This is a genomic window from Cribrihabitans neustonicus, assembly GCF_048820895.1.
Classification (GTDB): Bacteria; Pseudomonadota; Alphaproteobacteria; order Rhodobacterales; family Rhodobacteraceae; genus Cribrihabitans_A; species Cribrihabitans_A neustonicus.
This window is the reverse complement of sequence record NZ_JBMERQ010000006.1, coordinates 108,971-128,946: the sequence shown is the minus strand read 5'-3', so window position 1 is coordinate 128,946 and position 19,976 is coordinate 108,971. Positions and strand designations below refer to the sequence as shown.

The window sequence follows — 19,976 nt, the reverse complement described above, 5'->3', positions numbered from 1 at the left end:
ATAATGGCTAAAATCACTCTCTCAAAGCTGCGTCACAGCTATCTTTCCACGCCCAAGTCCGACTCGGACTATGCGCTGAAGGAAATCGACCTCGACTGGACCGACGGTGGCGCCTACGCGCTGCTCGGCCCCTCGGGCTGCGGCAAATCCACCCTGCTCAACATCATCTCGGGCCTCCTGGTGCCTTCGGAGGGCCAGATCCTGTTCGACGGCAAAGACGTCACCGCCCTGCCCCCGGACCAGCGCAACATCGCCCAAGTGTTCCAGTTCCCGGTGATCTACGACACGATGACCGTTTACGACAATCTCGCCTTCCCGCTGCGGAACCGCGGCCGCGATGAAGCGACCGTGCACCAGCGGGTGACCGCGATTGCCGAGATGCTGGAAGTCGAGGACCTGCTCGACACCCGCGCGGCGGGGCTCTCGCCCGACAACAAGCAGAAGATCTCCATGGGCCGCGGCCTCGTGCGCGAGGACGTGAACGTGGTGATGTTCGACGAGCCGCTCACCGTGATCGACCCGCACCTGAAATGGAAGCTCCGCTCCAAGCTGAAGGAGCTGCACCAGCGGGTGAAGGCGACGATGATCTACGTCACTCACGACCAGACCGAAGCGCTGACCTTTGCCGACCAGGTGGTGGTGATGCAGCTGGGCGAGGTTGTGCAGATCGGCACCCCGGTGGAGCTGTTCGAACGGCCTGCGCATACGTTCGTGGGCCACTTCATCGGCTCGCCGGGCATGAACATCCTGCCCTGCGAACTGCAAGGCGGCACCGCCTATTTCGGCGGCCAGCCGGTGGCGCTGGAAGGTCCCGTTCAAGGCGCGGCAGAAGGCAAAACCGAGATCGGAATCCGCCCGGAGTTCGTCTCGCTTGCCGGCAGCGGGTTGCCCGCGGTGGTCACCAAGGTCTCCGACATCGGCCGCCACACGGTGGTGGAATGCGAAGCCGCGGGCCAGCGCATCAACGCGGTGACCGAAGGCGCGGCTCCCGCGAAAGGCAGTGCCGTGCACCTCGCCTTCCGCCAGGACATGACCCGGCTCTACGTGGACGGCTGGCTTGCCACCGTGCCCGCAGCCGGCACCCCCGCCGCAATTGAAGGAGTGGCCTAATGAAAACCGAAAACCAGAAAGCCTGGTTCTTTGTGCTGCCGGTGCTGGCGCTGGTCGCCTTCAACGCGCTGATCCCGATGATGACGGTGGTCAACTACTCGGTGCAGGAGACCTTCGGCGACAACGTGTTCTTCTGGCAGGGATTGGACTGGTTCCAGCAGATCCTGCGCTCCGACCGCTTCCACGCGGCCCTTGGCCGCCAGTTCCTGTTCACCTTCCTGATCCTGATCATCGAGGTGCCGCTGGGCATTGCCATCGCACTCTCTATGCCGCGCAAGGGCTTCTGGGTGCCGGTCTGCCTGGTGCTGATGGCGCTGCCGATGCTGATCCCGTGGAACGTGGTGGGCGCGATGTGGAACATCTTCACCCTGCCCGACATCGGCCTGCTGGGCTATTTCCTGAACCACGTCCTGGGCATCTCCTATGACATGACGCAGGATCCGGTCGCGGCCTGGGTGACCATTGTCACCATGGACGTCTGGCACTGGACCTCGCTGGTGGTGCTCCTGGCCTACGCGGGCCTCGTGTCGATCCCCGACGCCTACTACCAGGCGGCCAAGATCGACGGTGCCTCCAACTGGGCGGTGTTCCGCTTCATCCAGCTGCCGAAGATGAAGACGGTGCTGACCATTGCGATCCTGCTGCGCTTCATGGACAGCTTCAACATCTACACCGAGCCCTTCGTGCTCACCGGCGGCGGCCCCGGCAACTCGACCACGCTCCTGTCTATCGACCTAGTGAAGATCGCGCTCGGCCAGTTCGACCTTGGGCCCGCAGCCGCCATGTCGCTCATCTATTTCGCAATCACGCTTCTGGTCAGCTGGCTGTTCTACACGCTGATGACCAAAGACGACCTGAACTGAGGGAGGGAGACCGATGCAGAAACGATCCATCGTCCCCATCGTCTACATCCTGTTTCTCATGCTGCCGATCTATTGGCTGGTGGCGATGAGCTTCAAGACGACAAATGAAATCCTGTCGGGCTTCTCGCTGTTCCCGCAGACCTTCACGCTGGAGAACTACGCAACCATCTTCACCGATCCCAGCTGGTACTGGGGCTACATAAACTCGATCGCCTACGTGACGATCAACACGGTGATCTCGGTGGCGGTGGCGCTGCCGGCAGCCTATGCCTTCAGCCGCTATCGGTTCCTCGGCGACAAGCAGCTGTTCTTCTGGCTGCTGACCAACCGGATGGCGCCCGCCGCGGTCTTCGCGCTGCCGTTCTTCCAGCTCTACTCCGCGGTGGAGCTGTTCGACACCCACCTTGCGGTGGCGCTGGCGCACTGCCTGTTCAACATCCCGCTCGCGGTCTGGATCCTCGAAGGTTTCATGGGCGGTGTGCCCAAGGAGCTCGATGAGACCGCCTTTGTCGACGGCTACTCCTTCCCGCGCTTCTTCGCGACAATCTTCGTGCCGTCGATCAAGGCAGGCGTCGGCGTGGCAGCCTTCTTCTGCTTCATGTTCTCCTGGGTGGAACTGCTGCTCGCGAAAACCCTGACCGCGGTAGCCGCAAAGCCGATCGCCGCCACCATGACCAAGACCGCGTCTTCCGCGGGCTATGAACTGGGCCTGCTGGCGGCAGCGGGTACTCTGACAATCATTCCGGGCGCCATCGTGATCTGGTTCGTCCGCAACTACATCGCGAAGGGCTTCGCGATGGGGAGGGTGTGATGCTTTCATGGATGGCCTGGACCTGGCCCACTGCGCTGCTGTTCGTCGGCATTTTCACTGCCATCGGCGTCTTGATCGTGGCGGAGATCCGTCACCCCGGCGGCGATGCCCGCAAGGGCGTGCTCGGCCTCACCACCACCCGCGGCGACCGGCTGTTCATCAGCCTGCTCGGCACCTCCTACATCTTCCTGGCCTGGCTCGGCCTGGTGGGAATGCCGCTCTGGTGGCCGCTGGGCCTGTCGGTTGCCTGGGCCATCTTCTGCTTCTGGAAGGTCTGACGCCCGCGAACCGGGCCGCATAGGTGCTGACCCTGCGGGTCAAGGGGGCCGCAGGCCCCGCCGAAGGCGGCTTGCCCTTGACGCGCGCAGCCTCGACAAAATCGGAAAAGGTCCTGAGGGCAAACCTGCCCCTCAGGGCCTTCTCAGCAAAAAACACCTCCAAGGCCCGCGCCGCAGCCCAAACCCCGGGTCCGGCTCGCCGCCTCTCTCCCTGCTGCAAAAATGCGCGCGGAAGCGCACAATTTGGCAACAGAAAATTGCGGCCCGCCTGCGCGCGGCGCATCTTCTAAAAAAATAGTTCCCATACCGCCCTCCCTCCCCTAGCATGGCAGGAAACCCAATGGACCGGACCGCTGCCGCAATGCGCAAGAAACAGGACAATTCCCTTCTGACCGAGGTCGAACTGGAGTTCATGACCGTAATCTGGGAGACCGGAGGCGGCACCGTGCGCGAGATTCTGGCCGAGGCCAACAAGACCCAGGAGCGCGCCTATACCTCGGTGGCCACCGTGCTCAAGATCATGGAGCAGAAGGGCTTCCTCACCAGCGAACGAGCCGACCGCTCGCTGGTCTACCGCCCCGCCGTTCCCAAGGCAGAATACCAGAAGAAGTCCCTCAAGAACCTTTCGAGCAAGCTCTTCAACGGCGCGCCCGCGGCTCTCGTCGCACGGCTGGTCGATGACGAGGATGTGACCCAAGACATGCTCGAGGAGATGCGGGCGCTGTTGGATGAAAGGCTGGGGGACAATGACCTCTGATGTTCTGCTGAATGCCTATATCGACCTGAACATTCTGCTGCTCGCAGGCACGCTTCTGTGGCTTGGCGCGCGCAAGATACTGGCGCGCGGGCGGCTGGGGCGAGCTTACCGGCCGCAGCTCAAGCTCCTGAACCGGATGACCGTTTTCCTGGCAGCGGCGCCTGCGCTGATGCTGGCGCTGACCACCTTCTTCGGGGCGCCTGGACCGAATTTCTCCGACCTGATGGTGGCGCAGTACCTGCAAGGCAACGTGCGGATGAGCGCGGGCGAGTTCGAAAGCCTGCTGCGGCTGCGCGAAGAAACGGTTCGCGGGCTTCTCAGCCTGCAGCCTGCATGGGCGCAAGGAGTGGTGGCAGCGCTGGCCGCAGGCGCGCTGATCTGCCTCGGACAGGGCGCACTGTCGGCATTCCGGCTCGGCCGCAGCCTGCGCGGCGCCTACACCTGGAAGCGTATCGGCCGGGTCCGGCTGATGTTCTCCGACACCACCGCGGTGGCCTATTCGACCCGCGGTCTGCGCCTGCGCTACGTGGTGCTGCCCTCGGCTCTGGCGGGCGATGCGCGGGATCTCCGGCTTACGGTGGCGCATGAACTGCAGCACTTCCGTCAGCACGACATCGAATGCGAGGTCCTGCTGGAGGCGCTGCGCCCGCTGCTGTTCTGGAATCCGGCATACCACCTCTGGCGGCGCGAAGTCCGTCTGCTGCGCGAGTTTGCCTGCGATCAGGCGCTGATGGCGCGGCCGCAGGTCGATGTGCGTGCCTATTGCGAATGCCTGATCCGGGCCTGCGCCCTTGCCGCTGGCGAACGCCCGCTGTTTGCCCGCCGCAGCCCGGCGGTGGCGCTGGTGGAGCGCCGCGAGACCCGGCGCGGCGCGGCGCTGCAACAGCGCATCATTGCGGTCACCGCCCGCCAGCCGCAGGTGCAGGGCACCGCGGGCTGGGCGCTGGTCTCCGTGGCCATGGCGTCACTGGTGCTGGGAACCGCGATGCTGCTGCAGAAGCCCGGCGACTGGAGCCACGACCGCATCATGCTGTCGACTATCGTGAACCTCGAGCGCATGGCCAGCCGCCCATCCAACCCGGAGCTGGCGATCAGCGCGCTCAACGGGGGCTTTGCCGTCCCCCGCCCCTGAGGTTCCGCATTGCCGGGGGCCGCAAATTGAAGCCATTCAACCGGCTGCGGTATTAACGCCCGACAAGCTGCCGGCTATTAACGGCCTTCGGTCAAGCAGGCACCCGATCCTTTGCAAACTGGGCAGCCTCGCATCGCGCGCCCGTGGAGCCCGCGCCCCTTCAGAAAGAGGATGCTGGATACCGCTTTACGCCGGCTGGTTTCAGCTTGGAGTTCGCAGGCCCACCTTCCGGGAGACCCGCGGGGCATCCGATCATCGGGGAATAGTGCGCTTAGGCGCTTCGCTGGCGGCCCTGCGGCTGGCAGGCTGGCGCGCTCCAAGCGGCATCCGCGTCGGCGTGGTCCGGTGTGCCTAGGCTAAACCGGCTGACAATCCCTGACAGGCTGTGCGCCTCCTGCTGCAGCAGCTGGCTGGCGGCGGCAGCCTCCTCTGCCATGGCCGCGTTCTGCTGGGTCATGTTGTCGAGCCGGTGCATGGCGCCGTCGATCTTCTCCAGACCCTGCGACTGCACCCGCACGCCATCGGCGATCTCCGTGACCAGGCCGGAGACCGCCGAGACCTGCTCGATGATACGCGTGAGCGCCTCGCCGGCGCGGCCCACCATCGAGACACCGTTGGCGACATGCTGTTCGCTGGTGCCGGTCAGCGCCTGAATCTGCCCGGCAGCGCTGGCGGCGCGCTGCGCCAGGGCCCGCACTTCGGAGGCAACGACGGCAAAGCCGGCCCCCGCAGGGCCTGCCCGCGCCGCCTCGACACCTGCGTTCAGCGCGAGCAGGTTGGTCTGGAAGGCGATATCGTTGATCAGGCCGATGATTTTTGAGATTTCGGATGTGGTCTCCTGAATCTGGTCCATTGCCGTCACCGCGGAGGTCACCACTTCGGTGGTCTGCTCGGCTTCGCGCCGCGCGCCGCGCATGGTTTCATCCATGCGCCCGGCCTGGTCGGCAGTCGAGCGGATGCCGCCGGTAAGGTCGCGGATCGCGCCCGCTGTCTCCTCCAGGGTGGCCGCCTGGGTTTCGGTGCGCTGCGCCATCTCGGCGGCGGCGCCGCGCTGCTCTTCCGAGAAGCGGCCGACGTTCTGCGCTGCGCCCACGACCTCGCCCATCGAGCCGCGGAGGTTCTCCAGGCCGCGGTTGAAGTTCTCCCGCAGGGTTTCGTATTCGCCGTTGAAGGGCGCGCGGATGTCGCAAGCGAGGTTGCCGCGCTGCAGGCCCGCCAGCGCTGCACTCATGCCGTCGACCACCGCGGCAGTGTGGCGCGCGGCTTCGACCTCGCGGGCGGCAGCGGCATCGGCTTCCTTCAGCTTGCCGCGGAAACTGTCGAGGCTGCGGGCCAGTTCCCCGAGCTCGTCGCCGCGGCTGCGCCCGGTAATGTCCACGTCGTAATCGTTGGCCGCCAGCGCGTTGGTGGCCTCGCAGAGCGCGTGGATCGGCCGCGTGACGCTGCGGGCAGCAAACCAGGAGACTGCGATGGCCGCGAGCACGGCAGCACCGATCAGCCCGGCGGCGGTGAGCCGGATGCGCTCGACCGTGGCAAAAGCAGTGTGCTCGTCGGTCTCCAGCACCAGCGACCAGTCAAAACCCGGGAAATCCAGCGGCATCGACAGGGCGATGGCGCTTTCGCCCATGGTAGAGGCGACGCCCTCGAACTGGCCGGCCTCGCCCGCGGCGGCAGCGGCGATATGGGGGGCCTTCGGCAGCTCTGCCAGAACTCCGAACAGCCCCGCGGCGGAAGACGGGCTGCGGGCGCGGCCGTCGCGGCTCACCACGAAGATGTTCTGGTGGCTGCCGCCCGAGAGGTTGCTGGTCAGCGCCTGCACCACACGCTCACTCCCGAGCCGTACCGCGATCACCCCGGCGATATCGCCGCTCTTGGTGAACACCGGCGCCGCCATAAAGGCGGCAACCCCCGATGCGCTGTGCGGGTAGGCAGCGAAATCTGCCGCCACAACACTTCCCGCCTCGGCTTCAAGCGCGGCTGCGAACACCTGGCCCAGACCAGTCTCCGCGCCCTCCCCTTCAGCGAAGGTGGCGAAGAAGTCCCCCTGTTTGCGGACCGAATAGACCACCTGACCCTTGGTGTTCAACAGGTAGAGATCCTTGTAGCCGTTGAGCCGAAGGCTTTGCAAGAAAGTGGGATGGTAGGTGGCGTGCGACTGGCTGTAGTAGGAGCCGTCGCCCGCGTCCGCAAGCTCCTCGCGCAATTCTGCGGGATGCGGGTTCTCCGCGACGTAGGTGCGCTGGAGATAGGCGATGGGGTCGTCTTCCTCGACCATGCCGATCACCCGGTCAAAATTGCTGATCGCGCGGAACACCGCGGGCTGAGCCGCAAGACTGGAGACATCAGAGCGCGCCGCAGCCAGCGAGTAAGAGAGTGCCTGGGCGCCGGACTTGGCCTCGATCATCTGGGCGGCGTAGGCGTTTTCGCGGATCGCGCGTTCCGCCATCGAGTACACCAGCAGGGCGACTGTGACCAGAAAGGCTGCCGTCAGCGCCACCATGATCAGCGGCAGTTTCAGTTTTAGCGGCAAGCTCAATCTGCGGGACATCGGCGTCGTACTCCTCTCCAAGCGGCAGGCCACCGGCGGGCCTGGGCATTTGGATGAGGCTAAACAGCAAATCCCTGCAAAAAGGTTGATCCGTGAAAGTCCCGCAAATGAAAGAGGCCGGCTCCGGCCCTTCCGCGATGGCGGAAAGCGGGTCGGCCGCGGCAGGTTCTCGTGCGGGTGCCGCTGGGAAAGCAGCGGTCTGACAAGAGCTTGCTGCAAACCGCACGCGGGATAGTCGGAATGGCGGGCACGCGCGGATGCTGCTTCCAGCGGCCACGAAACGGCTCCCGCGCCAGAACCCCGCAAAACAATGTGAAAAGTAGCAGTATTTCTTGCTACTCTGGGTCAAGCCCGGGACTCAGGCCGGCCTGCGAGGTCAATGCGGCCACGGCCAAAGCGTATCGGCAACGCGACGGAAAACATGTTACGGGTGCGTACTCAAAATCATGTTCTTGCATAAATTGTCACCGGTAATACTCTCGCTCCAGGCACTTCGGCCTCCGCCGACGCATCCGCGCCCGCAGGCCCCATAAACAAGGAAATACGGCAGACCAGGCAGAGACGCAGGCAGGACTATAAAAAGGGAGACTGCGATGAATTTGCGACCAGATCCGACCTTCCACGCCAACCCCAAACTGGCGATGGAAGCCCCGGCCGAAACCCTGGCCTTTACCCTGCTGCTGAGCCCCGACGGCTCTCAGCCCGACGGGCTCGCGGTGATCGGTGCCGATCCGAACTCGGAGAATTACGGCAAGATCCTGCACAGTCTGTTCATGCCGAACAAGGGGGATGAGTTTCACCACTTTGGCTGGAACGCCTGCTCCTCGGCCCTGTCGCCGCTGACCGGCCACGCATTTCTGGAACGGCGCTACCTGATCATCCCCGGCATCCGCTCCAGCCGCATCTATGTGATCGACGTGAAAGAGCCGCTGGAGGCCAAGATTCACAAGATCATCGAGCCCGAGGAGGTTTTTGCCAAGACCGGCTACTCACGCCCGCATACCATCCACTGCGGCCCGGAGGGCATCTATGTCTCCACTCTGGGCGGCGGCGGCGAGGATGGCACCGACGGCCCGCCGGGCATCTTCATCATGGATTGCGAAACCTTCGACATCCTCGGCCGCTACGAGATGGACCGCGGCGTGCAGGACAAGCAGTATGACTTCTGGTGGAACCTGCCGCGCGACTACATGGTGAGCTCGGAATGGGGACTGCCGCCGCAGTTTGAGAACGGCATCGTCCCGGAAGACCTCCTGAGCAACAAGTACGGCCACAGCCTGCACTTCTGGAACCTGCGCGAGCGCAAGAACATCCAGACCATCGACCTCGGCGAGAACCACCAGATGGCGCTGGAGATCCGCCCGGCGCATGATCCGGCCAAGCAGCACGGCTTCTGCGGCGTGGTGGTGGACACCACCAACCTGCAGGGCGCGATCTTCACCTGGTGGCGCAACGACGACGGCACCTTCGAGGCCAAGAAGACCATCACCATCGACCCGCAGCCGGCCGATCCGGACGACCTTCCGGAGCTTTTGAAAGGCTTCAGCGCGGTGCCGCCGCTGGTCACCGACATCGACCTCAGCATGGACGACCGGTTCCTCTACGTGGCGTGCTGGGGCACCGGCGAAATGCACCAGTACGATGTCTCCGACCCGATGAACCCCAAGCTGGCGGGCAAGGTGGAGCTCGGCGGGATCGTCAAGCAGACCGCGCATCCCAACGGCAAGCCCTTCGGCTATGGCCCGCAGATGGTGGAGATCAGCCGCGATGGCAAACGCGTCTACTGGACCAATTCGCTCTACTCGACCTGGGACGACCAGTTCTACCCGGGCGAGCGCGGCGCCGCGATGGTGATGGCCAATGCCGGCGCCGATGGCGGTCTCACGCTGGACGAGCGCTTCTGGGTCGACTTCCCCGAGGGCTACCGCGCCCATCAGATCCGGCTTGAGGGTGGAGACTGCTCTACCGACAGTTTCTGCTACCCTTCGGTCTAAGGAATGGAGACGGCCTGGGATACAGCGGGCCTGTTGTGGTTCGCGGTTTTTGCCTCGGGGCTGTACCACGGGGTGAACCCGGGCATGGGCTGGCCGCTTGCGGTTTCGGCGGCGCTGTTCGAGCAGCGCCGCCAGGCACTCTGGCCCGCGCTAGGGGCGCTTGGCACTGGGCATTTCCTGGCCATGCTGGCGATCCTGATGCCGTTTTCGATGCTAACCCTTCTGGTGCAGTACGAGCGTGAGCTGCGGCTCGGCGCGGCTCTGCTGGTCACCGGCATGGGGCTTTATCTGCTGGCCACCCGCCGCCACCCGCGGTTCCTGTCGCGGATTCCGCCCGCGCGCCAGGCGCTGTGGTCCTTCCTGGTGGCGCTGGCCCATGGCGCGGCGCTGATGCTGGTGCCGGTGTATCTCGGGCTCTGCGCCGCGGACGAACTGGAGGGCGGCCATGCGGCCGCGAGCTTCCTGATGACCAATACAGTGCTGGCGGCGGCGGTGGCAGTGCTGCACACGGCGGCGATGGTGCTTTCGGGCGGCGCAATGGCCTTTGCGGTGCACCGCTGGCTGGGCCTGCGGTTCCTGAACCGCGGCTGGTTCGATCTTGAGCTGCTTTGGGCCGGCTCGCTGCTGGCGGCAGGACTGCTGACTTTCTGGGCGGCGCTGGGACCGGCGGGATAGGGCCGCCCTCTCCACGGCTGGAAGGTTCCCGCCGATAGCCAGGCGGGAGGCCGGGCGGCACAAACCCGCGTGAACGCGCAGCCTCTCTCAGCGGGAAAAGGACCAGCCTGCTGGCAGGGCGGCCAACCGCCGCCGCAAGCCGGACGATCCGGCAGTTAAACGCCCGAAATCCCTCAACAATGCCTTGACCCTGGCGGCACCCGCGGCGGCTGCCTAGCTATGCCCCACGGAACGCGGAATACCCGCGGACCGCAGCAGTCGAAACAATGGAAAGAATGGAGTGTCTTACATGAAACCCTTCGCACTGACCGCCGCTGCAGTTGCCACCCTCGCCGCCGCCCCTCTTGCGGCCAAGGATGCCATGCTGGAGGCGGACGCCGACGGCAACGGCACCTATTCGCTGGAAGAGCTGCAGGCCGCCTATCCCGAGCTGACCGCCGAGACCTTTGCCACCATCGACGCCGATGCCGATGGCGAAGCCGATCAGGCGGAAGTGAACGCGGCGGCAAAAGCGGGCCTGCTCGCAGAGGCCGGCTGATCGCCGCAGGCAGGGCGGCTCCCCCACCCGCGGGGCCGCCTCGCCGCTTTCCAGTCCCGGATTGCGGCGCTTGCGCCGCAGCGCCTTGCAGTTCCCCTGCTGCGGGCGGACCCGGCACCGCTCTCCCCGCGGTGCCGGGCATTCTGTTTTCCGGCAGCGGGTCCTGCGCCGCTCCGCTCCCGCTTCATTTCCGGCAACAATTTTCTTGACCCGTTCTGCGCGCGCGGCTACGGCCTTCGTGCCGGTTCCCGCAAGGGAATAATAGGGAATCCGCCGCAGGCCCGCGCCTGCGAACCGGAACTGCCCCCGCAACTGTAGGCGCCGAGCCTCGCCCCATCCGCCACTGGGCCTCTGCCCGGGAAGGCCGGGCGAGGCTGTGACGCGCCAGTCAGGAGACCTGCCGGCCAAACACACGCAATCCGGACGGGGTGTCCGGGGGAGGAACGCGCATGACCACAGCCAAAACCGGCCCAGGCCGGACTCCAGCGCCGGGCTGCATTTTCCAGCCGGCGCACCCGATCCCTCAATTTTCAGATCGGAGCACCATATGAATGCCCTCACCCACAACTTAGCGGCCGCAGCCGCACTCCTTGGCCTTGCCGTTTCTGCCGCCGCAGCAGACACCGGTGCGGCACCCTACCCGCTGACCCTGGACAACTGCGGCCGGACCCTCACCTTCGAGGCGGCACCCGCCAGCAGCGTCACAGTGGGCCAGGCCGCGACCGAAATGCTCTATGCCCTGGGGCTGGCGAAGCAGGTCAAGGGCACCTCAGTGTGGTTCACCGCTTTGCCCGAGGCCTATGCGGAGATGGATGCAGGCGTCGAGCGGCTCTCGGACAATGACCCGAGCTTCGAGGCTGTGGTGCAAAAGCGCCCGGAGCTGGTCGCCGCGCAGTACGAATGGCACGTCGGCCCCGAGGGCGTCGTCGCCACCCGCGAGCAGTTCCACGAACTGGGCATCCAGACCTACATCCTGCCTTCGGACTGTGTGGGCAAGGACAATACCCAAGGCTCCGATGGCACCCGGATCAAGGCCTTCACCACCGAAGTGATCCACCAGGGTGTGCGCGAACTGGCTGCGATCTTCGGCGTGCAGGCGCGGGGCGACGAGCTGGTCGAAGCCCTGAAGCGGCGCGAAGCGGCGGCGGCACAGCTGGCGCAGGGGCTTGTATCTGAGGACGTCTCGGCGGTGTTCTGGTTCTCCAGCGCGGAGATGGCGGCCGACCCCTATGTTGCGGGCCGCAAGGGCGCGCCCGGCTACATGATGGAAACTCTCGGCATCCGCAACGTGGTGCAGTCGGACGAGGAATGGCCGCTCGTGGGCTGGGAGACCATCGCCCGCGCCAATCCCACCGTCATCGTGCTGGCCGAGATGAGCCGCCGCCGCTTCCCGGCCGATGACATCGAGGCCAAGCTGGCGTTCCTGCGCAGCGATCCGGTGGCGCGCGAGATGGAGGCGGTGAAGCGTAACCGGATCGTGGTGATGGACGCCCATGCGATGGACGCCACCCTGCGCAGCGTTGAGGGCCTGGAATCCCTGGCCGGGGCGCTGGACGGCTTCGGTCTTGCCAAGTGAGCCCGCAGGCTGAACCGCTGAGCGGGCAAGCGGAGTGACCGGATGAGCGCCGGCGCCCTGGCATGGGCCGTCCGTGCCCGTGCGCCGCGCTGGGTGCTGGCAGCAGTGCTGCTGGCGGCGGCGGTGCTAATGGGCGCGAGCATTGGCGAGACACCGATCCCGCCCGCGACGGTGCTGCAGGTGCTGGCCAACCGGATGTTCGGGGCGGGCTACGTGCTCGACCCGATCGACGCGGGCATCGTCTGGAACTACCGGCTGAGCCGCGCGGTGCTGGCGGCCTGCTGCGGTGCCAGCCTTGCGGTGTCGGGTGTGGTGCTGCAGGCGCTTCTGCGCAATGCGCTGGCCGATCCCTATATCATGGGGATTTCGGCCGGCGCCTCCACCGGGGCGGTAGCGGTTACGATTGCAGGAGTCGGTGCCGGTGCGGTGTCGCTCTCGGCCGGGGCCCTCGCCGGAGCGCTTACCGCCTTTGCGCTGGTGGCACTGCTGGCGCGCGCGGCCGGAGCTCAGGCCAGCGCGGCCCGGGGCGGCGCGGCGCAAATCGTGCTGGCGGGCGTGGCGGGCTCGCAGCTCTTCCATGCGCTCACCAGCCTCATTATCACCAAATCGGCCAATGCCGATCAGGCCCGCGGCATCCTGTTCTGGCTCCTGGGCAACCTGGGCGGCGCGCGCTGGGAAGACACGCTCCTGGCGCTGCCGGTGGCGCTGGCGGGCACATTGCTGATCGCGGCCCATGCGCGGGCGCTGGATGCCTTCACCTTCGGCGCCGGTTCCGCCGCTGCGCTTGGCATTGCGGTGCGCCGGGTGCAGGCGCTGCTGATCGCCGTCGCCGCCTTGCTGACCGCGGTGATGGTGAGCATAGCGGGCTCCATCGGCTTTGTCGGCCTGGTGATCCCGCATGCAGCGCGGCTGCTGGTGGGGGTGCGCCATGCCCGTCTGATACCGGCGGCGGCGCTGTCCGGAGCTGTGTTCCTGGTCGCGGCCGACATCCTGTCGCGGACCCTGATCCCGGGCCAGGTGCTGCCAATCGGGGTAGTGACCGCCTTGGCGGGCGCGCCTGCCTTTGCGCTGATCCTGGTCCGGGGGCCGCGGCAGCGATGAGGCTGGAAGCACAATCCCTCGGCTGGTCCGCGCGGCGCGCACGAATCGTCGGGGACGTGAGCCTGACGGTCGAGCCGGGGACAGTGCTGGGCCTGGTCGGGCCGAATGGTTCGGGCAAGTCCACCTTGCTGCGGCTCTTGGCGGGGTTGTTGAAACCCGCGGCGGGCCGGGTTCTGCTGGACGGCGCCCCGCTCACCGCCCTGCCGCGCCGCGAGATTGCCCGCCGCGTCGCGCTGGTGGAGCAGCAGGCGGAGACCGCCGAGCGCATCACCGTGCGCGACGCGGTGGAGCTGGGCCGCACGCCGTGGCTGTCGCTCACCCGCCCCTGGGGCCCTGAGGACGAGGCCATAACCGCGCGCGCCCTGGCGGATGTGGAGATGGCGCACCTGGCGGATCGGCCCTGGGCCACCCTGTCGGGCGGCGAGCGGCAGCGGGTGCATATCGCCCGCGCCCTGGCGCAGCAGCCCGGTCTGCTGCTGCTGGATGAGCCCACCAACCATCTCGACGTGCATCACCAGCTGTCGATCCTGTCACTGGTGGCGCGGCTCACCGTCACCACCGTGATTGCGATCCATGATCTGAACCAGGCGATGGAGTGCCACAAGCTTGGCGTGATGGACCGCGGGCGGCTGGTGGCACTGGGAACGCCGGAAGAGGTGCTCGACGCACGGCGCCTGCGCGAGACATTCGGGGTTGGCGTCACCCATCTGACCGACCCTTCGGATGGCCGCCGGATCATGCGCTTTCGCAGCTGAGCGCCAGGACCCCGCCTATGCTTCGCTTGGCATAGAAACCACAGCCCGCCGCCTGCAATCAGAGGCAGAGCTCCACAAGGGTGGTCTCCGTATTCGAATTATTTACAGATTGGCGGGAATAGTCGTTTTCCATCCGCCTCTGGCAGTTTGAATATTTGGAGATTTGCAATGTTCCGGCGTTTCCGCCCGGTCTCTGCCCTGCCGGCAGCCACCGGGCAAGCCCCGCGCCGCTCCGGTGCCCGGCACGGAAGCTGTGCCGGGTGCACGGCGGCAGTCTCCGCCGCTGCCCCTGCTGCGCCCCATGCTGCGGCCCGCGGGGCGCGTCCGGCCCGATGACCCTCAAGCGTGCCATAGTTCTGCCGGTGCTGATCAGCGCGGCCGCCTCGCTGGCGGCGGCGCTGGCGATCTGCGGCATGGCGCTCTACGCTTCGGACCGCAAGGACGCGATCCTGAGCGCTGCGCTGGAAGTGACGCGACGTGCCGACCGGGTCGGGGCGGGGATATCGGATGCCGAAGCCTACGTCCAGAAAGTGACCACAGCGCCGCTGTTGATGCCGCAGTCGGATGTGGCTCCGCGGCTGCGGCACCGTCTCGCGGCAATCAACCGGGATCTCACCGCGCTTCTGAAACTGCCGCTGCCCGCTGCGCTGCGCCGTGAGATCATGCTGCTGTCTGAAACGCATGATGAATGGTGCACGATGGCGGTGGTGCTGATCGGCATCCTGCCTGCCGAGGAACCGGCGACGCTGGAGGCGGTGAGCCTGCGCGGCCAAGCGGTTCTGGCACAGGTGCATGTGGTCAAATCGCTTGCGGCGGGCCATGCGGGCACCGCCATCGACACCGCCAACCAGAGCCTCTACCAACAGTTCGCCCTGGGGCTTGCCGGCATCTTCCTGCTGTTTGCCATCATGGTGGTCTTTGCCGCCCGCAAGGCGCACGCGATTTCGGCTGCGATGCAGACCGTGACCAGCCGCCTGCAGGCGCTGGCCAGCCAGGAGACAGTCTCCGGCCGCCGCCCGGGCGACGACCTGCCGGCGGTCTTTGCCGCGCTCGACACGCTCAGCTTAAGCCTCCGGGAGAAGAAGCGCATCGCCGAGCGGCTGCAAGAAGAAAAGGCCCGTGCCGAAGCCGCGACCGAGACCAAATCCCGCTTCCTCGCCACCATGAGCCACGAGATCCGCACCCCGATCAACGGTGTGCTTGGCATGGCCGAGGTGCTTCACGAGTCCGGCCTCACCGCCGAGCAGCGCGCGTGCACCAGCACCATCCTTGCCTCCTCAGAGGCGCTGTTGCGGATCGTAAACGACATCCTGGACTTTTCCCGGCTGGAAGCGGGAAAGACCCAGATGCTGGAGCAGCGCTTCCACCTGCGCGAGGTGATCTATGATGTTGCCACGCTGATGTCGCCCGCCGCCACCGCCAAGGGGGTGGAGATCTGCCTCGACATCTCGGGCAGCGGCCCGGGGCATTTCACCGGCGACAGCGGGCGGGTGCGGCAGATTCTGATGAACCTTGTGGGAAATGCGGTGAAGTTCACCCTCGAAGGCTATGTCGCCATAACTCTCACCTATGACGGCAGCCAGCAGTTGCCCCTGCGGGTCCGGGTCGAGGATAGCGGTGTCGGCATTCCGCACGACCGGATCGGGCAGATCTTCCGCGCCTTCGAACAGGTCGAAAGCACCACGGCGCGGCGCTTTGACGGCTCCGGGCTGGGGCTCGCGATCTCGTCGCGGCTCGCGCGGGCGATGGGCGGGCGGATCGAGGCGCAGTCGGAGCTCGGCAAGGGGTCCTGCTTCACGCTGTGCCTGCCGCTGCCGGTGGCGGAGGGAGGCGCCCCGGAGGCGGCAGCCGTGGAAGCAAAGCCACTTCTGGGCCAGCGGACGGTGGTGGCAGCGGATCTCGCCTTCACGCGCGGGGTACGCCAGCGCCAGATGCAGGACTGGGGGGCCGAAACCACCGTGCTGCCCAGCCTTGAAGCGCTGGAGCTGCATCTGCGGGCCACCGCGGCAGAGGCGCAGGCGCCGGACCTTCTGCTGGTGGAGATCAGCCTCACAGCCGAAGCGGCGGCGGCGCTTTGCGCCCGGATTTGGGCGCTGCCCGGCTGCGCAGAGCTTCCGGTGGTAATCTGCGCAAGCAGCCAGACGGTGGCCGCCTACCAGAAGCTGAAGGCGCAGGGACCGGTTCAGGTCTTGATGAAACCCGCGCGCACCAGCGCCTTGCGCGCGGCTTTGACCGAGGCGGGCCGCTGTGTCCCGTGCCTGCTGGAGCAGCCCGAAGACGCCGCGCCGCACCCCGCCGATTTCAGCGGCCTGCGCCTCCTCGTGGCCGAGGACAACCGGACCAACCAACTGGTTCTCAGCAAGATGCTGGCGCCGACCGGCATTCGGATCACCTTCTGCGCCGATGGCCAGGAGGCGGTTGGCACCTTCAAGGCAGCGCGGTTCGATCTGGTCTTCATGGATATGTCGATGCCGTCCATGGATGGTCTGCAGGCCACCAGGCTGATCCGGGACTTCGAGCGCGACGAGGATCGCCCGCCCTGTCCTATCGTCGCACTCACCGCCAATGTGCTCAGCACCGACGATGCCGCCTGCCGCGCCGCGGGAATGGTGGATTTCCTGACCAAGCCCGTGCGCCGCCAGGAACTGACCGAAACCATCCGGGCGTGGACCTCCGGGCGGGCACGAGGCGCGGAGAGCGTAGGGATATTGGAAACCGCGGGCCCGGCGCCCCCTTAGGCGGACGCCAGGCGCCGAACGGCTCACCCTTAACATGCAAATGCAAGTAAAAATCCTTCAACCATAAAACTTCAGACTTGAAGCAAAATCCAACCCCCTCTAGGCTTTTCCTTACCCGCGCGGGAAAACAACGGGTGCTGCAACCCCGGGTCCATGCGCTTTCATCTACCCAGGGAGACTGAAATGACGTTCCGCTCACTCGCCGCCGCCGCCATGATCGGCGCCGCCACTCTCACCGGTGCTGCCGCCCAGGCCGAAGAAGTCACGCTGAAGGCGGTAACCGCCTTTGCCACCGGCACCACCTTTTCCCGCGATTTCGAGGCCTTTGTCGACTGGGTGAACGAAAACGGCACGGGCCAGGTGCAAATCGACCTGCTGGGCGGCCCCGAGGCCGTGCCGCCTTTCGAGCTCGGCAATGCGGTGCAAGCTGGGATCGTCGATATCGCCAACAACACCACCGCCTATTATCCGAACCTTCTGCCCGCGGGCGAGGCGCTGCATCTGGCTCAGAACACCATCCAGGATCAGCGTGCCAACGGCTGCTATGACATCATCGATCAGATGCACCAGGAGCAGATGAACGTCAAATACCTGGCCCGGGTCGGCGACAATATGAACTACCATCTCTACCTGACCAAGCCGCTGGAGGGGCCGGACCTGTCCGGTCTGACCATCCGCACCACGCCGGTCTACCGCGCGATGTTCGAAAAGCTCGGCGCCACCCTGGTGCGCACCGCCCCGGGTGAGGTCTACACCGCGCTGGAGCGCGGCGCGATCGACGGGTATGGCTGGCCGAGCCAGGGGGTGCTTGACCTCGGCTGGCACGAGCAGACCGCCTACCGGGTCGATCCCGGCTTCTACCAGGTGGACGTGAATTTCCTCGTGAACCTCGATACCTGGTCCTCGCTCAGTGACGAGCAGCGCGCGGTGCTGGAGGAAGGCGCCGCCTGGATCGAGGCCCAGAACGCCGAAAACATCGCCCGCAACGAGGCCGAAGCCAAGGCGCAGGCCGAAGCGGGCATCGAGACCATCAAGTTCGAGGGCAAGGATGCCACCTATTGGAGCGCCGTGGCGCAGTCCGAAGGCTGGGGCGAGGTTATGAAAACCGATCCGGAGATGGCCCAGAAACTGCAGATCTGCCTGCTGATGTAAACCGGACACGGGCGGGCCGGGGCAGCCAGGCGCCGCCCCGTTCCGCCTGACCCGGGCGATTCCCATGACAATGCTATGACGACACTTTCCCGCCGCTTCAGCGCGCTGCTCACCGGTCTTGCCGTGTTCAGCGCCGCCATCCTCGCCGCAATCACCCTCGTGATCCCGCTCAACGTTGCCCTGCGCAACCTCGGCCTGCCGGTGATTTATGGCGCGCTTGACGCCATCGAATACGGATTGATGGCTGCGGCCTTTCTCGGCGCGCCCTGGGTGCTGATGCGCAACGCCCATGTGCAGGTCGACCTTGTGACCCGCGGGCTGCCGCCCGGCGCACGGCGGCTGGCCACTGCAATGGCCTGCCTTCTGGGGGCTGCCGCCTGCGCAGTGCTGTGCTGGGCCGGGCTCAAGGCGCTGGGGCAATCTTATGCGCGCGGCTCGATGGTGCGCACCGCCTTCACCATCCCCGAGTGGTGGACGCTCACCGTGCTGCCCCTGTCGATGGCGCTTTGCGCCTTGGAATTCCTGCGCAAGCTCTTCCGGCCCGAGCCGGACGACGTGCCGCTCTCTGGTCTCTGAAAGGACTGCTCATGGACTGGATCCTCACCCTGTCGCTGATGCTGGGAGGGCTGGCGGCGCTGCTGCTGGCCGGCCTGCCGGTGGCCTTTGCCTTTATCACCGTCACCATGATCGGCGCCTATGAGGTGCTGGGCGGCGAACGCGGCCTCTTGCAGCTTGCCCGCAATGCCACCCAATCGGTGGCGAATTTCCAGATGGCGCCGATCCCGCTGTTCATCCTGATGGGCGAGATCCTGTTCCAGACCGGCATCGCCCACCGCGCCATCTCGGCAATCGAGCGGGTGGTGACCCGCCTGCCCGGCCGCCTGTCGGTGGTCACGGTCTTTGGCGGCACGATCTTTGCAGCCCTTTCGGGCTCCACCATTGCCAATACCGCGATGCTGGGCTCCACCATGCTGCCGGGGATGCTGCAGCGGGGCTATCACCCGACGATGGCGATGGGGCCGATTATGGCCTCGGGCGCGATTGCCATGCTGATCCCGCCCTCGGCGCTGGCGGTGCTGGTGGGCAGCCTTGCAGGCATCTCGATCTCCGGCCTGCTGGTGGCCGGCGTGATGCCCGCGATGCTGCTGGCGGGGCTCTTCGTGCTCTATATCATCGTCCGCAGCAAGCTCGACCCGAGCACCGCGCCGCCGGATGACCTGCCGGAGATGACCCTGGCCGAGCGCTGGCGCCCGTTCCTGATCTACGTGGCGCCCCTGTCGGTGCTGTTTGCGGTGGTGATCGGCAGCCTGCTGCTGGGACTTGCCACCCCCACCGAGTCCGCAGCACTTGGATGTCTTGCCGCGCTGGGGGCCGGAGCCGCCTACCGTGCCTTGAGCTGGTCCAAGGTGGCCAAGGCGCTGATGGAGACGGTGAAGCTTTCGGTGATGATCCTGTTCATCATGGCCGCGAGCCAGACATTCGCGCAGATCCTCTCCTTCAGCGGGGCGACCAACGGGCTGATCACGGCAATCAACGCGGTCGACCCGACGCCGACGATGGTGCTGATCGGGATGATCGTGATCCTGCTGTTCCTCGGCTGTTTCGTCGATCAGGTCTCGATGCTGATGGTGACGGTGCCGGTCTTCGTGCCGCTGGCCTCGCAGCTTGGCATAAACGAGCTGATCCTCGGCGTGGTCTACCTGCTGACGATGGAAATCGGCCTGCTGACGCCGCCCTTCGGGCTCTTGCTGTTCGTGATGCGGGGTGTGGCGCCTGAGGGCGTGGGCATGAAGCAGATCTACGCCGCGGTCACGCCTTTCCTGATCCTGAAACTGGCGGTGCTGGCGCTGATCGTCTGGCAGCCTGCGGTGGGCACCCTCCTGCCCAGCCTGATCGCGGACTAACGGCCGGAATACCCCCGCGCGGGACAAGGCCGCAGGCCGCCGCA

At 66.1% G+C, this 19,976-nt stretch carries 17 protein-coding genes and 1 riboswitch; of the genes, 16 read left to right on the top strand and 1 reads right to left on the bottom strand.

Annotation, left to right across the window (positions count from 1 at the left end; all coding sequences use genetic code 11):
• The first annotated feature begins 3 nt into the window (after positions 1-3).
• The 6 genes from ACOHWE_RS14155 (at position 4) to ACOHWE_RS14130 (ending at position 4,951) form a co-directional block, all read left to right on the top strand.
• On the top strand, positions 4-1,110 hold the full coding sequence (locus ACOHWE_RS14155; protein WP_420667280.1) for an ABC transporter ATP-binding protein: 1,107 nt from the start codon (positions 4-6) through the stop codon (positions 1,108-1,110).
• Positions 1,110-1,973 carry a carbohydrate ABC transporter permease gene (locus ACOHWE_RS14150; protein ID WP_420667278.1) on the top strand — a complete coding sequence of 288 codons (864 nt, stop codon included), beginning with the start codon at positions 1,110-1,112 and terminating at the stop codon, positions 1,971-1,973. Before ACOHWE_RS14155 ends, ACOHWE_RS14150 begins: the two co-directional genes overlap by 1 nt.
• 13 nt (positions 1,974-1,986) lie before the next feature.
• Positions 1,987-2,784 (top strand): carbohydrate ABC transporter permease, encoded by a 798-nt coding sequence (locus ACOHWE_RS14145; RefSeq protein WP_420667276.1) that lies wholly within the window; start codon positions 1,987-1,989, stop codon positions 2,782-2,784.
• Complete coding sequence (locus ACOHWE_RS14140; protein WP_420667274.1) at positions 2,784-3,062, top strand: DUF2160 domain-containing protein; 279 nt, start codon at positions 2,784-2,786, stop codon at positions 3,060-3,062. Before ACOHWE_RS14145 ends, ACOHWE_RS14140 begins: the two co-directional genes overlap by 1 nt.
• A 340-nt stretch (positions 3,063-3,402) precedes the next feature.
• Positions 3,403-3,819, top strand: coding sequence for a BlaI/MecI/CopY family transcriptional regulator (locus ACOHWE_RS14135; RefSeq protein ID WP_420667272.1), 417 nt, complete (start codon positions 3,403-3,405; stop codon positions 3,817-3,819).
• The gene (locus ACOHWE_RS14130; RefSeq protein ID WP_420667270.1) at positions 3,809-4,951 is read left to right on the top strand and encodes a M56 family metallopeptidase; all 1,143 of its coding nucleotides are present in this window, start codon (positions 3,809-3,811) and stop codon (positions 4,949-4,951) included. Before ACOHWE_RS14135 ends, ACOHWE_RS14130 begins: the two co-directional genes overlap by 11 nt.
• Positions 4,952-5,222: 271 nt before the next feature.
• Here the strand turns inward: ACOHWE_RS14130 and ACOHWE_RS14125 are convergent, their stop codons facing one another.
• Entirely contained in the window at positions 5,223-7,499 is a 2,277-nt protein-coding gene (locus ACOHWE_RS14125; protein WP_420667268.1) for a methyl-accepting chemotaxis protein, read from the bottom strand.
• Between the two features lie 593 nt (positions 7,500-8,092).
• Between ACOHWE_RS14125 and ACOHWE_RS14120 the strand changes: the two genes are divergently transcribed.
• The 10 genes from ACOHWE_RS14120 to ACOHWE_RS14075 all read left to right on the top strand — a co-directional run bounded on the left by ACOHWE_RS14120 (position 8,093) and on the right by ACOHWE_RS14075 (position 19,932).
• On the top strand, positions 8,093-9,493 hold the full coding sequence (locus tag ACOHWE_RS14120; RefSeq protein ID WP_420667266.1) for a selenium-binding protein SBP56-related protein: 1,401 nt from the start codon (positions 8,093-8,095) through the stop codon (positions 9,491-9,493).
• Between the two features lie 3 nt (positions 9,494-9,496).
• Positions 9,497-10,168, top strand: a complete 672-nt coding sequence (locus tag ACOHWE_RS14115; protein WP_420667264.1) for a hypothetical protein — start codon at positions 9,497-9,499, stop codon at positions 10,166-10,168.
• Positions 10,169-10,457: 289 nt separating this feature from the next.
• Complete coding sequence (locus ACOHWE_RS14110; protein WP_420667263.1) at positions 10,458-10,706, top strand: EF-hand domain-containing protein; 249 nt, start codon at positions 10,458-10,460, stop codon at positions 10,704-10,706.
• Between the two features lie 225 nt (positions 10,707-10,931).
• A riboswitch (cobalamin riboswitch) is annotated at positions 10,932-11,125 on the top strand.
• Between the two features lie 128 nt (positions 11,126-11,253).
• Positions 11,254-12,282, top strand: coding sequence for an ABC transporter substrate-binding protein (locus ACOHWE_RS14105; protein ID WP_420667261.1), 1,029 nt, complete (start codon positions 11,254-11,256; stop codon positions 12,280-12,282).
• Positions 12,283-12,324: 42 nt separating this feature from the next.
• On the top strand, positions 12,325-13,383 hold the full coding sequence (locus ACOHWE_RS14100; RefSeq protein ID WP_420667259.1) for a FecCD family ABC transporter permease: 1,059 nt from the start codon (positions 12,325-12,327) through the stop codon (positions 13,381-13,383).
• Complete coding sequence (locus ACOHWE_RS14095; RefSeq protein WP_420667258.1) at positions 13,380-14,138, top strand: ABC transporter ATP-binding protein; 759 nt, start codon at positions 13,380-13,382, stop codon at positions 14,136-14,138. Before ACOHWE_RS14100 ends, ACOHWE_RS14095 begins: the two co-directional genes overlap by 4 nt.
• Positions 14,139-14,470: 332 nt before the next feature.
• Positions 14,471-16,876: a response regulator gene (locus tag ACOHWE_RS14090; protein ID WP_420667256.1), complete on the top strand. Its 2,406-nt coding sequence runs from the start codon at positions 14,471-14,473 to the stop codon at positions 16,874-16,876.
• A gap of 183 nt (positions 16,877-17,059) precedes the next feature.
• Complete coding sequence (dctP, locus tag ACOHWE_RS14085; RefSeq protein ID WP_420667254.1) at positions 17,060-18,028, top strand: TRAP transporter substrate-binding protein DctP; 969 nt, start codon at positions 17,060-17,062, stop codon at positions 18,026-18,028.
• 75 nt (positions 18,029-18,103) lie between these two features.
• Positions 18,104-18,604, top strand: coding sequence for a TRAP transporter small permease (locus ACOHWE_RS14080; protein WP_420667253.1), 501 nt, complete (start codon positions 18,104-18,106; stop codon positions 18,602-18,604).
• Positions 18,605-18,615: 11 nt separating this feature from the next.
• A complete protein-coding gene (locus tag ACOHWE_RS14075) occupies positions 18,616-19,932 on the top strand; it encodes a TRAP transporter large permease (RefSeq protein WP_420667252.1) in 1,317 nt (438 codons plus the stop codon).
• The last annotated feature ends 44 nt before the right edge of the window (positions 19,933-19,976 follow it).